This is a genomic window from Brachybacterium massiliense (genome assembly GCF_900184245.1).
Classification (GTDB): Bacteria; Actinomycetota; Actinomycetes; order Actinomycetales; family Dermabacteraceae; genus Brachybacterium; species Brachybacterium massiliense.
The window spans coordinates 1,670,281-1,682,884 of record NZ_FXXB01000008.1; the positions used below are offsets into that span (position 1 = coordinate 1,670,281).

Here is a 12,604-nt window from a genome sequence, read left to right on the forward strand (position 1 = left end):
GGGATGACGCCGCAGCCGATGCGAAGGAGTTCCGATGCCGGTGGAGATGGGGATCTGGAGGATCGACGGAGAGGTTCCTCGTCGGCTCACAGCCAGCCGACTGCCCAGCGAGGCGACTCTTGAGAACTTCCTCGAGCAGGATCCGGCGCTCCTGGGGACCAAGCTCCTTGTGATCGGGCGTCAAGTGCGAACACCGTACGGGAAGTTCCTCGATCTGCTGGCAATCGACGCCGACGGTAATCTGCACGTCCTCGAACTCAAGCGAGATCGCACACCACGCGAGGTCGTGGCCCAGGTCCTCGACTACGGATCGTGGGTGTCCACGCTGGGGCGGGATGAGATCATCGACCTCGCCAACACCCACCTCGACGAACCCTTCGCTTCCGTCTTCGACGAAACCTTCGGGGACACGCTGCCGGATGAGCTCAACAAGGACCTCGAGCTGACGATCGTCGCCACGGAACTCGATGCGAGCTTGGAACGCATCGTCACCTACCTCCGAGGCCTCGGAGTCCCGGTCAACGCAGTGTTCTTCTCCTATCTCGAAGACGGTGACCGCCGGTACCTGGCCCGGTCCTGGCTCGCACCGCAGCGCGAGGGGGCTGAGTCTCCGAAGCCGTCCGCACCACGGAGCAAGCGCGCGGAGTGGAACGGCCGCGACTGGTTCATCGCCTTCGGAGAGGAGTCCGGTTCGCGCAGCTGGCAGGACGCGCGGCGCTTCTCCTTCGTCTCGGCAGGCGGAGGCCATTGGTATTCGCGCACACTCCGCTCGGTGCCCGTCGGAGCGAGAGTCAACGTGCACGTGCCGAAGGCGGGTTACGTGGGTGTAGGGACGACCACCGGTGAGGCGATGCGATTCGACAAGGCCCTTGTCGGGCCTGATGACAAGTTGGGCCGCCTTGCCGACCAGGCGCTCGAGGGCCGCTATCACCACGGTCCGGAAGGTGCGCCACAGGATGATGACGTCGCGGAGTGGGTGCTCCCCGTGCAGTGGGACGTGACGGTCCCTGTGCAGGAGGCCTTCTGGGAGAAGGGTATGTTCGCGAATCAGAACAGTGCCTGCTCGCTCCGCGACGAGTTCACTCTCGAGCGCATCGCTCAGCACTTCGGCCTCGAGGACTAGGGCGCCTCGCCATCGTCGGTGGGACGCGGTCGTGGTCCACGGCACCGTCAACTGCCAGCAGGACACTCAGGGCTGACCGCCCGTCCCGGACCGCGCCCAGCGCTTCACCCCCTACCCGCCGGTCATCCCTGCGCCCGGATTCTGCAAACACTGCGCCAATCGCGTTGCGGCGTCGGACCGTCTCCGCTGGAGTCGGGGCGTGACCCAGTTCACACGACGTGCCGCACTCGGCGCCCTGACGGCGCTGCCCCTCCTCTCCGTGCCGGTGGCGGCCCACGCCGTGGGCAAGGGCCCCGGATGGGGCGGCAACGGAAACATCACCACCGCCCACCTCTCCACCTACGACGACGTCGCGGCGTTCCTCCACAAGCAGGCCGACAAGCAGCCGGTGATGCAGCTGGACGTCATCGGGCAGTCGGTGAAGGGCCGCGACCTCTACCTCGCCTCGTGGATCGGCGACCCCGCGAACCCCACGATCCTCTTCCTCACCCAGCAACACGGCAACGAGCAGCTCACCACCGAAGGGGCGCTCGAGTTCATCAAGCACCTCGGCACCGGCCGCAACCGCGATGTGCTCGACGGCGTCAACGTGCTCGTCGTCCCGATGCTCAACCCCGACGGCGCGATGGGCGACGTCGACTTCTCCCTCGACGGCTACATCGCCCACGGCGACCGCCACCTCACCCGCTACAACGCCCGCGAAGTCGATCTCAACCGCGATCACGTCGACCGGCTCCAGCCCGAGACCCAGGCGCTGCACGGGAACGTGCTGGGCGCCTACGACATCGACTACATGATCGACCTCCACCACCAGGGCGCCTACAGCGCGATCGGCGAGGACGGGGTCTCCGGCTCGATCCTGTACCCCACCGCCCCGAACGCCTCCGCCGAGCTCGTCGAGCGCTCGAAGCGGCTCGGCGCCGTCGTGTACGACGCGGTCGACTCGACCGGCTGGGGGCTGATCGGCAAGTACAACGGCGGCTCCGCCGAGACCATCAGTCGCAACGGCCTCGCCGTCGAGTACGACATTGCCACGCTCCTGTTCGAGATGCGCGGCATGGCCGACCACTCCGGCGAGAGCTACGTGCTCGGTGCCCGCAGCAGCGGCTACCTCATCCGGCCGACGGTCATCACCCTCGAGGAGACGACCCGCGCGATCGCCGACGGGTCCATCCAGGCCGCCGACACTTCCTTCTGGGACGCCCTCCCCACCCAGGGGCGGTACGACCCCGACGAGTGAGGGCGGCGGCGCAGGTCGCGGCCGAGGGGGACCCTCACCCCATGTACGCCTCCGCCAGCAGCTCCGCCGACCGCAGCCGCTGCTCCACCCGCGGGCCCTGGTGGGCGATGATCAGCTCGTCGGCGCCGGTGGCCTCGGCGAACTCGGCGACCTGGTCCCGCACCACGTCGGCGGTGCCGACGGCGCTGTAGGTCGCCATCTGGTGCAGGTGCTGGGCCTGGGGCGTGGCGAGCAGCTCGTCGGCCTGCTCGTCGGTGTACTCGGTGCCCGGGCGCAGCAGCAGCGCCACCCGGCCGCGCATCATCTCGTCCTGCTGACGCTGCGCATCGGCCTGATCGTCGGCGGCGATCACGTTGAAGCCCGCGATCACGTGCGGCTTCTCGAGCTGCTCCGAGGGCGTGAACTCGCTGCGGTACAGCGCGATCGCCTCATGCAGGGCGCCCGGGGCGAAGTGCGAGGCGAAGGCGTAGGGCAGTCCGAGGGTTGCGGCCAGGCCCGCGCCGAACAGCGAGGAGCCGAGGATGAACAGCGGCACGTCGGTGCCCTTGCCGGGGTAGGCGTCCACGCCCGGGATCCGGGACTCGCCCCGCAGGTAGCCCTGCAGCTCCAGGACGTCCTGGGGGAACGAGTCGGCGGCGGCGCCGGTGCGGCGCAGCGCGCGCATCGTGTTCTGATCGGTGCCCGGGGCCCGGCCCAGCCCCAGATTGATCCGGCCGGGATGGAGCGTTGCGAGGGTGCCGAACTGCTCCGCGATCACCAAGGGGGAGTGATTGGGCAGCATGACGCCGCCCGCGCCGAGCCGGATGGTGCTGGTGTGCGCCGCGACGTGCGCGATCAGCACCGACGTGGCCGAAGATGCGATCGACCGCATGTTGTGGTGCTCGGCGTACCAGACCCGCTCGTACCCGGTCTCCTCCGCCTTCCGGGCCAGCGCCACGGTGCCCTCCAGCGCCTGCGCCACGGTCTGGTCGCGGGCGGCGGTGGCGAGGTCGAGGATCGAGAGCGGGACAGGCATGAAGCACCTTTCGTCGAGTGGCGGCGCCGGGCGCGCAGCACCTGAGGGAGCAACGCTCGCCGCCCCCTTCTTCTTCCCGGCCACCCGGTGGACACCACATCACGAGAAGGTCACGGCGACCCCTCGGGCTTCGCCCCTGCTCCTCGAGCGCGAAGGATGGCCGCACCCCGTTGCAGGCGCACGGGACGTGCCACCCTTCCCGACAGGAGCTGCCATGTCCTACGTCCAGCCCGCCGATCTGGTGGACCGGCTCACCGCCGCCGGTGCCTCGAAGGTCTCCTACTCCACCGGTGTCACCGTGCTGCGCGCCGCGATGGCCGGGGCGATCCTCACTCTCGGCGCCGCCTTCGCCGTCACCGTCTCCACCCAGACGGGGGAGCCGCTGCTGGGTGCCCTGCTGTTCCCCGTCGGGTTCATCCTGCTGTACCTGCTGGGCTACGACCTGCTCACGGGCGTGTTCACGCTGATGCCGCTCGCGCTGATCGCCCGGAAGCCCGGCGTGACGGTGCGATCGATGCTGCGGGTCTGGGGGCTGGTGTTCCTCGGCAACTTCCTCGGCGCGTTCACCGTCGCGGTGCTGATGGCCATCTACTTCACCTACGGCTTCTCCACCGCGCCCAGCGCGGTGGGGGAGGCGATCTCCGAGATCGGTCACGGCCGCACCGTCGGCTACGCGGACCACGGTGCGGCCGGGATGCTCACGCTGTTCATCCGGGCCGTGCTGTGCAACTGGATGGTCTCCACCGGCGTGGTGGGCGCGTTCATGACCGACGACATCCTCGGGAAGATCGCCTGTATGTGGATGCCCGTGATGCTGTTCTTCTACATGGGCTTCGAGCACTCCATCGTGAACATGTTCCTGTTCCCCTCCGGCCTGCTGCTCGGCGCGGAGTTCACGATCATGGACTATCTGATCTGGAACGAGCTCCCCACCGTGCTCGGCAACCTGGTGGGCGGGCTCCTCTTCGTGGGCCTCCCGCTCTACTACGCCCACCGCCGCAGGACCCCCGCCACGGCCACTGCGACCAGCCCCGCCGATGCCATCTCCGCCCCGGCCGGCGACGCCGTCGGCACCCCGGCCGCCCCGGCCGCCGAGGGCCCGACCGAGACCTCCGACCTGGTGGGGGCGGCCCGATGAGCGCGCGCATCGTCGTGATCGGCGCCGGAATGGCGGCGCACCGCCTGGTCGACTCCCTCGTCACCCGCGCCGAGGACCGCCTCAGCATCACCGTTCTCGGGGACGAGGCCCGCCGCCCCTACGACCGGGTGGGCCTGACCCGCTTCTTCGACGGGGACACCGAGGAGGATCTCACCCTCCCGCACACGATCTTCGCCGACCCCCGCGTCACCCTCCTCGAGGGCGACCGGGCCGTCTCGATCGATCGCGGGACCCGCGCGGTCACCACCGCCTCCGGCACCGACCACCCCTACGACCACCTGGTCCTGGCCACGGGTTCCGTCGCCTCCCGACCCCCGGTCGACGGCGCCGAGCTGCCCGGCTGCTTCGTCTACCGCACCCTGGACGACGTCCGGTCCCTGCGCGAGCACGTCGCCTCCCGCGCCGCCCAGCTGGACCGGCCCGTTCGCGGGGTCGTCATCGGCGGCGGGCTGCTGGGGCTCGAGGCCGCCGGCGCCCTGCAGGGCATGGACGCCGAGGCCACCGTCATCCAGTCCAGCGACCGGCTGATGTCCGCCCAGCTCGACCTGCCCGCTGGAGCCGCGCTGCGCCGCCTCATCGAATCCCGCGGCATCGCCGTGCGCACCGAGGCCAGGGCCTCCGCCGTCCGGGCCGGGGTCGACGGGCAGGCCAGCGCCGTGGCGTTCCCCGACGGCAGCGAGCTGCCGGCGGACCTCGTGGTCTTCACCGTCGGCGTGCGGCCCCGCGACGAGCTCGCCCGCGCCGCGGGCCTCGCCTGCGACGAACGGGGCGGTGTGCGGATCGACGCCGGCTGCACCACCTCGGACCCGGCGATCCACGCGATCGGCGAGGTCGCCTCCTACGACGGGCAGTGCGTGGGGCTGGTGGCCCCCGGCTACGCGATGGCCGAGGTGGTCAGCGACCGGATCCTCGGCGGGCAGGCAACCTTCGCCGGCTACGACCTCTCCACCAAGCTCAAGCTCTCCGGGGTGGACGTCGCCAGCTTCGGAGATGCCTTCGCCACCACCCCCGGGGCACTGGACGTGGTCTACACCGACCCCGTGGGCGGGGTGCACAAGAAGCTCGTGCTCTCCGACGACGCGAAGACCCTGCTGGGCGGGATGCTCGTGGGGGATGCCTCCGCCTACGGGTCCCTGCGGCCCCTGGTGGGCGGGCCGCTCGGCGGGGACCCCGCCGCCTACCTCCTTCCCGCCGGCGCCGCCGGCGCACCGAAGGCCGAGCTGCCCGATGAGGCGGTGGTCTGCTCCTGCTCCTCGGTGAGCGCCGGCACCATCCGCCACGCCGTGCGCGAGCAGGGCTGCACCGACGCCGCCGAGGTCACCGCCTGCACCAAGGCGGGCGCCACCTGCGGCTCCTGCACCGTCATGGTGAAATCCCTGGTCACCGGCGAGCTCGCGAAGCTCGGGAAGGCCGTGTCCAGCGGGCTGTGCGAGCACTTCGACCTCTCCCGCCGCCAGCTGTTCGACGCCGTGCACGTCTCGGGCCTGACCACCTTCAGCGCCGTGATCGATCGGTTCGGCCGCGGTCGCGGCTGCGATGTGTGCAAGCCCGCGCTGGCCAGCATCCTCGCCCTGCTGGGCGGGGAGCACGTGCTGGACGGCGAGAACGCGACCCTGCAGGACACCAACGACCACGTGATGGCGAACCTGCAGAAGGACGGCACCTACTCGGTCGTCCCCCGCATGCCCGGCGGGGAGGTCACCCCCGAGGGCCTGATCACGGTGGGGGAGGTGGCCCGCGACTTCGGGCTCTACACCAAGATCACCGGCGGCCAGCGGGTGGACATGTTCGGTGCCCGCCTCGAGCAGCTGCCGCAGATCTGGCAGCGCCTGGTCGACGCCGGCTTCGAATCCGGCCACGCCTACGGCAAGTCCCTGCGTACCGTGAAGTCCTGCGTGGGCTCCACCTGGTGCCGCTACGGCGTGCTGGACTCCACCTCCATGGCGGTGCGGCTCGAGCTGCGCTACCGCGGGCTGCGCGCCCCGCACAAGTTCAAGCTCGGGGTCTCCGGCTGCGCCCGCGAGTGCGCTGAGGCCCGCGCCAAGGACGCTGGCATCATCGCCACCGCCCAGGGCTGGAACCTGTACGTGGGCGGCAACGGCGGCGCCACCCCGCGCCACGCCGAGCTGCTCGCCGAGGGCCTGGACGACGACACCCTGATCCGCACCCTGGACCGATACTTCATGTACTACATCCGCACCGCGGACAAGCTCCAGCGCACCGCGCCCTGGCTCGAGTCCCTCGATGGCGGGATCGACGGCCTGCGCGCGGTGATCATGGAGGACTCCCTGGGCCTGGCCGAGGATCTCGACGCCGCGATGGCCCGCCACGTCGAGGGCTACCGCGACGAATGGGCGGCTACCCTCGCCGACCCCGAGAAGCTCGCCCGCTTCCGCTCGTTCGTGAACGCCCCCGCCACCCCCGACCCCGGCCTCGCCTACGTGCCCGAGCGCGGGCAGGTGCGCCCTGCCCGGCCTGAGGAACGCGAGGCGCACGGAGTCCTGATCGCCGGCACGACCCTGGAGGTACGACGATGACCATCACTCTCACCAGCACGGGCCCCCTCGCCTCGCCCGGGCCCGCCCGCGCCCCGCAGCTCGCGGCGAACTGGGAGCGGCTGTGCCCGCTGGCGGACCTCGAGGTCGAGCGGGGCCGCGCCGCCCTGGTCGGCGGCGAGCAGGTGGCTCTGTTCCTGCTGCCCGACGGGGACGTCCGCGCGGTCGACAACCACGACCCCTACTCCGGGGCGAACGTCATCTCCCGCGGCATCGTCGGTTCCCGCGGCGCCCGTCCCACTGTCGCCTCCCCGATGTACAAGCAGATCTTCGACCTGCGCTCGGGCACCTGCGTGGACACCCGCGGCAAGGAGGTGCGCCGACTGCGGGTCTGGCCCGTGCGCACCCTCGGCGAGGACCTGTACCTGCTGCGCGGCGGTGCGCGGTGAGCGCCGCGGCCCGGCCCCACCGCGAGCTGGCGAGCGAGCCGGCCGGCGGGCCGACGCACGTGCCCGCGGCCGGGCCGACGCGCGGTCCCGCGACCGGCCCGGCGAGCGGGCACGTCGCGCTGGTCGGCGGCGGGCCGGGCCCGCTGGACCTGCTCACCGTACGCGCCCTGCGGCGCCTGCGCGCGGCCGATGTCGTGATCGCCGACCGCCTCGGCCCCGGCGCCGAGATCCGCACCGAGCTGCGACCCGGCGCGCTCGTGGTGGACGTCGGCAAGAGCCCCGGCCACCACCCTGTCCCCCAGCAGCGGATCAACCAGCTGCTCATCGAGCACGCCCGCGCTGGGCGACGCGTGGTGCGGCTGAAGGGCGGGGACCCCTTCGTGCTGGGCCGCGGCGGGGAGGAGCAGGTCGCGTGCCTGGCCGCCGGCATCGAGGTCGAGGTGGTCCCCGGGATCAGCAGCGCCCTTGCCGTACCCCAGGCCGCCGGGGTGCCCGTCACCCACCGCGGCCTCGCCGCGACCGTGCACGTGCTGAGCGGCCACGACGTGGACGGGCCTCGCGGCCCCTCCGCCGCGACCCTCGCCGCGCTCGCCGACGACCAGGTGACCACCGTCGTCCTGATGGGAGTGCGGGCCCTGCCGGGACTGGTCACCGCCGCCCTCGCCCACGGCGTCCCCGCGCGCAGACCCGTCGCGATCATCGAGAACGGCCACACCCCGTGCCAGCGCACCACCCGCACCACGCTGGGTGATGCCGTCCGCGCCGCGCGGGAGGCGAACGTCGCCAGCCCCGCGGTGATCGTGATCGGGGAGGTCGCCCGCCCGGGGCTGCTCGAGCCGGACCCGCCGGCCCTCCCGCAGCTCGCCGCTCCCGTCGCCCGGGTCATGCCGGAACCCGCCGCGTGAGCGCCCCCGCCCGGCTCTCCGCCGCGCTCGAGGGCAGGCGCCTGGTGCTGGCCCTGGACCGTCGCGCCGAGGAGCTCGCCGCAGCGCTGACCCGTCACGGAGCCGAGATCCTCCACGCCCCCGCGATGAGCATGATCCCGCACGTGGACGACCCGCTGCTGCTGGCCCGCACCGCCGAGCTCATCGCCCGCCCGCCCCAGCTGCTGATCGCCACCACCGGGGTGGGGATGCGGGGCTGGTTCGAAGCGGCTGACGCCGTCGGCAGCGGCGATGCGCTGCGCGCCGCGCTCGCCGATACCCGCGTGATCGCCCGCGGTCCCAAGGCACGCGGCGCCGCCCAGCAGGTGGGGCTCACCGTCGACTGGGTCGCGGAGGAGGGGACCTCCGCCGAGGTGATCGCCCACCTCACCCACCTCACGCGCGAGAACGACCGCAAAACCGGCCATGACCTGCGCGGGGTTCGCGCCGCGGTCCAGCACCATGGCTCGGGGGCCGACGGGATCGACGAGGCGCTGCAGGCCGCCGGGGCCGAGGTGACCACGCTGACCGTCTACCGATGGGGTCCGCCACGGGACCTCGGGGCCGTGCACCGCTCCGTGCTCGAAGCCGCCGCCGGGGGAGTGGACGCGGTGCTGTTCACCGCCGCACCGGGCACCGAGAACTGGCTGGCCGCCGCCGAACGTGCCGGCGCACTGCCCGGCATCGCCGCGCGGGTCCGGGAGGGGCGGCTGCTGATGGCGGCCGTCGGCCCGCTCACCGCCGCACCCCTGGAGGCGCGCGGCCTGCCCGCCCTGAGGCCCGCGCGCAGCCGGATGGGCGCCCTCGCCCGCGCCGTGATCACGCACTTCGACCCCGCCCAGGAGGCCGCCCCATGACCACCCTCGTCGCCTGCTCCCACGGCACCCGTTCCCCGGACGGCCGCGCCGAGATCGCCCGGATCCGCGCGGCCCTCGCCGCCACCCTGCCCGGGGTGCGCGTGCGCGAGGCCTACGTGGACGTCGAACAGCCCGAGGTCGCAAAAGTCGTCGAGGATGCCGTGGCCGAGGGGCCTGTCGTGGTGGTGCCGCTGCTGCTCTCGACCGGTTTCCACACCTCCGTCGACATTGCCTACGCCGTCCAGCACCATCCCGACACCGTGGCCGCGCCCGCGCTCGGCCCTCACGAGTTGCTGGTCAGGGTGCTGAGGGAGCGTCTGGCCGAGGTCACCGGCGGCGACGCCGGGCACCGGCCGGGCGACCACGTGGTGCTCGCCGCCGCCGGCTCCTCCGACCCCGATTCCGCTGCGGCGGTGCGGAGGATGCGGGATCTGCTCGCCGCGCGCCTGCCCTGCCCCGTCAGCACCGGTTACGGCGCCGGCTGCTCGCCCTCGATCCCGCAGGCCGTCGCCGCGGCCCGCAAGGCCGGCGCGCGCCGGGTGATCGCGGCGAGCTACGTGCTCGCGCCCGGCCACTTCGCGGACCTGGTCCGCGCCGCCGGGGCGGACCTCACCACCGCCCCGCTCGGCGCCCACCCGGGGGTTGCCCGCGTGGCCGCCGAGCGGTATCGCGAGGCGCTCGGCCGGCTCCTGCTGGCCCCCGGCCACGTGAGAGCGGCGTCGTGAGCGCGCACGCTCACCCGCCGGCTCCTGTGGGCCCGCTCATATCCCGCCGCGTCGATGTGACGGAGCATGCGCCTGGGCGGGTGCCCGGCCCAGGAAGCTCCCGGATTCCCTCCCAGATGGTCACGGAGAGGTAACAGAGAACCCACAGCCAGCACTTCTACCTTCTCCTCTCCAGCACAGACAGCGAGAGGAACCGCAATGGACCACACCCCGCACCACCGCGTCGGCTACCCCTTCCCCGCCGCCCGTGAGCATCGCGCTCACGAACCTGCCCGCCCCGAGCGCGGCGCCGGGGAGAACCCCGCCGGGGCGGTCCCGGTCGAGGACGCCCCCCGCAACCGCTTCGAAGGCCGCTCCCTCACCCGACCCGAGGAGGACCTCGAGGACCAGGGCCTCTCCTTCGATATCGCCACCGCCGTCACCCGCCGCAGAGCGCTCGGTGTGCTCGGCGGGGGTGCGGTCGCCGCAGTGCTCGCCGCCTGCACCGCCGGCGAGGCCACCTCGAGCGGAGCGAGCGACGGGGGAGGGGCGAGCAACGGCACCAGCGCTTCGTCGCTCACGGAGATGCCCGGCGAGACCGCCGGACCCTACCCGGGGGACGGCTCCAACGGCCCGGACGTGCTCGAGACCAGCGGCGTGGAGCGCAGCGACCTCACCACCAGCATCGACTCGGACACCACCGTCGACGGCGTGCCGCTCGAGATCACCATGAACATCATCGACATGGCCGGCGGCGACGTCCCGATGGAGGGCGCGACGGTGTACTTGTGGCAGTGCGATGCCGCAGGCCGCTACTCGATGTACTCCGAGGGCGTGGAGAACGAGACCTACCTGCGCGGGGTACAGATCGCGGACAGCGCCGGCCAGGTCACCTTCACCAGCATCTTCCCCGGCTGCTACGCGGGCCGCTGGCCCCACCTGCACTTCGAGGTGTTCCCCGATGCGGAGTCGATCGTGGAGGCGAGCAACGCGATCCTCACCTCCCAGATCGCACTGCCCGAGGACGCCTCGAACGAGGTGTTCTCCCTCGAGGAGTACGCCGGCTCCGCCGAGAACCTCGCCCAGCTCACCCTCGAGACCGACGGCATCTTCTCCGACAGCTTCGCGCAGCAGCTCGCCGTGCTCAGCGGCGACAGCGCCTCCGGCTACGCCTTCAGCATCGACATCCCGATCGACACCACCACCGAGCCCGAGACCGGCGGGATGGGCGGCGGCCCCGGCGGGGGACGCGCCCCCGGCGGCGAACCGCCCACGGGCGGTGAGGGCGATCCGGGCGAAGGCGGCCCGGACGGGGGCGGCACCCCGCCCGAGGGAGCACCGGAGGGCAGCGGCCCCGGGGGTGAGCGGCCGGCAGGCGGCGACGCACCGACGGCGCCCACCGACGGCGGGGAATGAGAGCGGGGCCCACCGCCTCCTCGTCAGCGCGGCCGGACGGGGCCGCCCGGCCGCGCTGCGGACGCGACCCCGCTACTCCCGCTGCCGTCCGATCAGCACCCGGCAGACCTCGGCGCTCCGTTCTGGAAGACTGTTGCGCAGGGCCGCCCACCGCGGGAAGGCCGCTGAACTGATGCGAGGACGACGATGCCCATGCAGTACCGCACCCCCGCCCGCCTGGGCCGCCCCCTGTCCGCGATCGGACAGGGCTGCTGGCAGATCGGCGCCGACTGGGGAGACGTCACCGACGACTCCGCCCGGGCCGTGCTCGACGCCGCCCTCGAGGCTGGGGTGACCTTCTTCGACACCGCCGACGTCTACGGCGACGGCCGCAGCGAGCAGCTCCTGGGTGCGATGCGCACCCGCCTCGCCGCACAGGGCGAGCAGCTGCCGTTCCTGGCCACCAAGGCGTCCCGCCGCGCGGACCCCTTCACGCCGGAGAGCTTCACCGAGGAGAACCTCCGCGCCTGGGTGGAGCGCTCGCGCAGCAACCTCGCCATGGACACCCTGAACCTGGTGCAGCTGCACTGCCCGCCGCCCGCGATCTACCGCGACGACCGCACCTTCGACGTGCTCGACGCGCTCGCCGCGGAGGGGAAGATCTCGGCCTGGGGCGTCAGCGTCGAGACCTGCGAGGAGGCGCTGATCAGCCTCGAGCGCGAGCACCTCGCCTCGATCCAGATCATCCTGAACCCCTTCCGCCTGAAGCCGCTGGATAAGGTGCTCCCCGCCGCGGAGGCCAAGGGCGTGGCGGTCATCGCCCGCGTGCCGCTCGCCTCCGGTCTGCTGACCGGAAAGTTCTCCCCGTCCAGCCGCTTCGCCGAGAACGACCACCGCAGCTTCAACCGTCACGGCGAGGCCTTCGACCAGGGCGAGACCTTCTCCGGCGTGGACTACGAGACCGGCCTTGCCGCCGTGGCCCGGCTCGAGCAGGCCCTCGACGGGGCGATGCCGCTGGCCGAGGCGAGCCTGCGCTGGATCCTCGCCCAGCCAGGGGTCACCGCTGCGATCCCGGGCGCGAGCAGCGGCGAGCAGGCCCGGCGCAACGCGGCCGCCGGCTCGGTGCCCACGCCAGAGCAGGCGGAGGTCCTCGAGCGCTTCGATGCCGCCGTGCACGCCACCTACGACGAGCTGCTGCGCGAGAGCATCCACCCCCGCTGGTGACAGCGCCGGCGGCGGTGCCC

General features: G+C 72.5%; 11 protein-coding genes. 10 read left to right on the top strand and 1 reads right to left on the bottom strand.

The features are described 5' to 3' along the window. Positions 1-169: 169 nt before the first annotated feature. Entirely contained in the window at positions 170-1,123 is a 954-nt protein-coding gene (locus BN4251_RS17525; protein ID WP_342744543.1) for a hypothetical protein, read from the top strand. Between the two features lie 199 nt (positions 1,124-1,322). Continuing rightward, positions 1,323-2,363 (top strand): M14 family zinc carboxypeptidase, encoded by a 1,041-nt coding sequence (locus BN4251_RS17530; protein WP_425426211.1) that lies wholly within the window; start codon positions 1,323-1,325, stop codon positions 2,361-2,363. A 34-nt stretch (positions 2,364-2,397) separates the two neighbouring features. Here BN4251_RS17530 and BN4251_RS17535 read toward each other — a convergent pair whose 3' ends face one another. After that, positions 2,398-3,378 carry an LLM class flavin-dependent oxidoreductase gene (locus tag BN4251_RS17535; protein WP_087486265.1) on the bottom strand — a complete coding sequence of 327 codons (981 nt, stop codon included), beginning with the start codon at positions 3,376-3,378 and terminating at the stop codon, positions 2,398-2,400. A 214-nt stretch (positions 3,379-3,592) separates the two neighbouring features. Here BN4251_RS17535 and BN4251_RS17540 point away from each other — a divergent pair, with 214 nt between their 5' ends. From BN4251_RS17540 to BN4251_RS17575, 8 genes are all read left to right on the top strand, one after another. Continuing rightward, positions 3,593-4,516 carry a formate/nitrite transporter family protein gene (locus BN4251_RS17540; protein WP_087486266.1) on the top strand — a complete coding sequence of 308 codons (924 nt, stop codon included), beginning with the start codon at positions 3,593-3,595 and terminating at the stop codon, positions 4,514-4,516. Further along, entirely contained in the window at positions 4,513-7,074 is a 2,562-nt protein-coding gene (gene nirB / locus BN4251_RS17545) for a nitrite reductase large subunit NirB (protein WP_087486267.1), read from the top strand. Before BN4251_RS17540 ends, nirB begins: the two co-directional genes overlap by 4 nt. Then, positions 7,071-7,481 (top strand): nitrite reductase small subunit NirD, encoded by a 411-nt coding sequence (gene nirD / locus BN4251_RS18525; protein ID WP_245810409.1) that lies wholly within the window; start codon positions 7,071-7,073, stop codon positions 7,479-7,481. The genes nirB and nirD overlap by 4 nt, the downstream gene beginning before the upstream one ends. Continuing rightward, on the top strand, positions 7,478-8,386 hold the full coding sequence (gene cobA / locus BN4251_RS17555; protein ID WP_245810410.1) for a uroporphyrinogen-III C-methyltransferase: 909 nt from the start codon (positions 7,478-7,480) through the stop codon (positions 8,384-8,386). The genes nirD and cobA overlap by 4 nt, the downstream gene beginning before the upstream one ends. After that, on the top strand, positions 8,383-9,261 hold the full coding sequence (locus tag BN4251_RS17560) for a uroporphyrinogen-III synthase (protein ID WP_087486268.1): 879 nt from the start codon (positions 8,383-8,385) through the stop codon (positions 9,259-9,261). Before cobA ends, BN4251_RS17560 begins: the two co-directional genes overlap by 4 nt. Further along, the gene (locus tag BN4251_RS17565) at positions 9,258-9,986 is read left to right on the top strand and encodes a sirohydrochlorin chelatase (RefSeq protein ID WP_087486269.1); all 729 of its coding nucleotides are present in this window, start codon (positions 9,258-9,260) and stop codon (positions 9,984-9,986) included. Before BN4251_RS17560 ends, BN4251_RS17565 begins: the two co-directional genes overlap by 4 nt. A 198-nt stretch (positions 9,987-10,184) precedes the next feature. Further along, positions 10,185-11,381: a dioxygenase family protein gene (locus BN4251_RS17570; protein ID WP_087486270.1), complete on the top strand. Its 1,197-nt coding sequence runs from the start codon at positions 10,185-10,187 to the stop codon at positions 11,379-11,381. A gap of 192 nt (positions 11,382-11,573) precedes the next feature. Then, positions 11,574-12,584, top strand: a complete 1,011-nt coding sequence (locus BN4251_RS17575; protein ID WP_170932058.1) for an aldo/keto reductase — start codon at positions 11,574-11,576, stop codon at positions 12,582-12,584. The last annotated feature ends 20 nt before the right edge of the window (positions 12,585-12,604 follow it).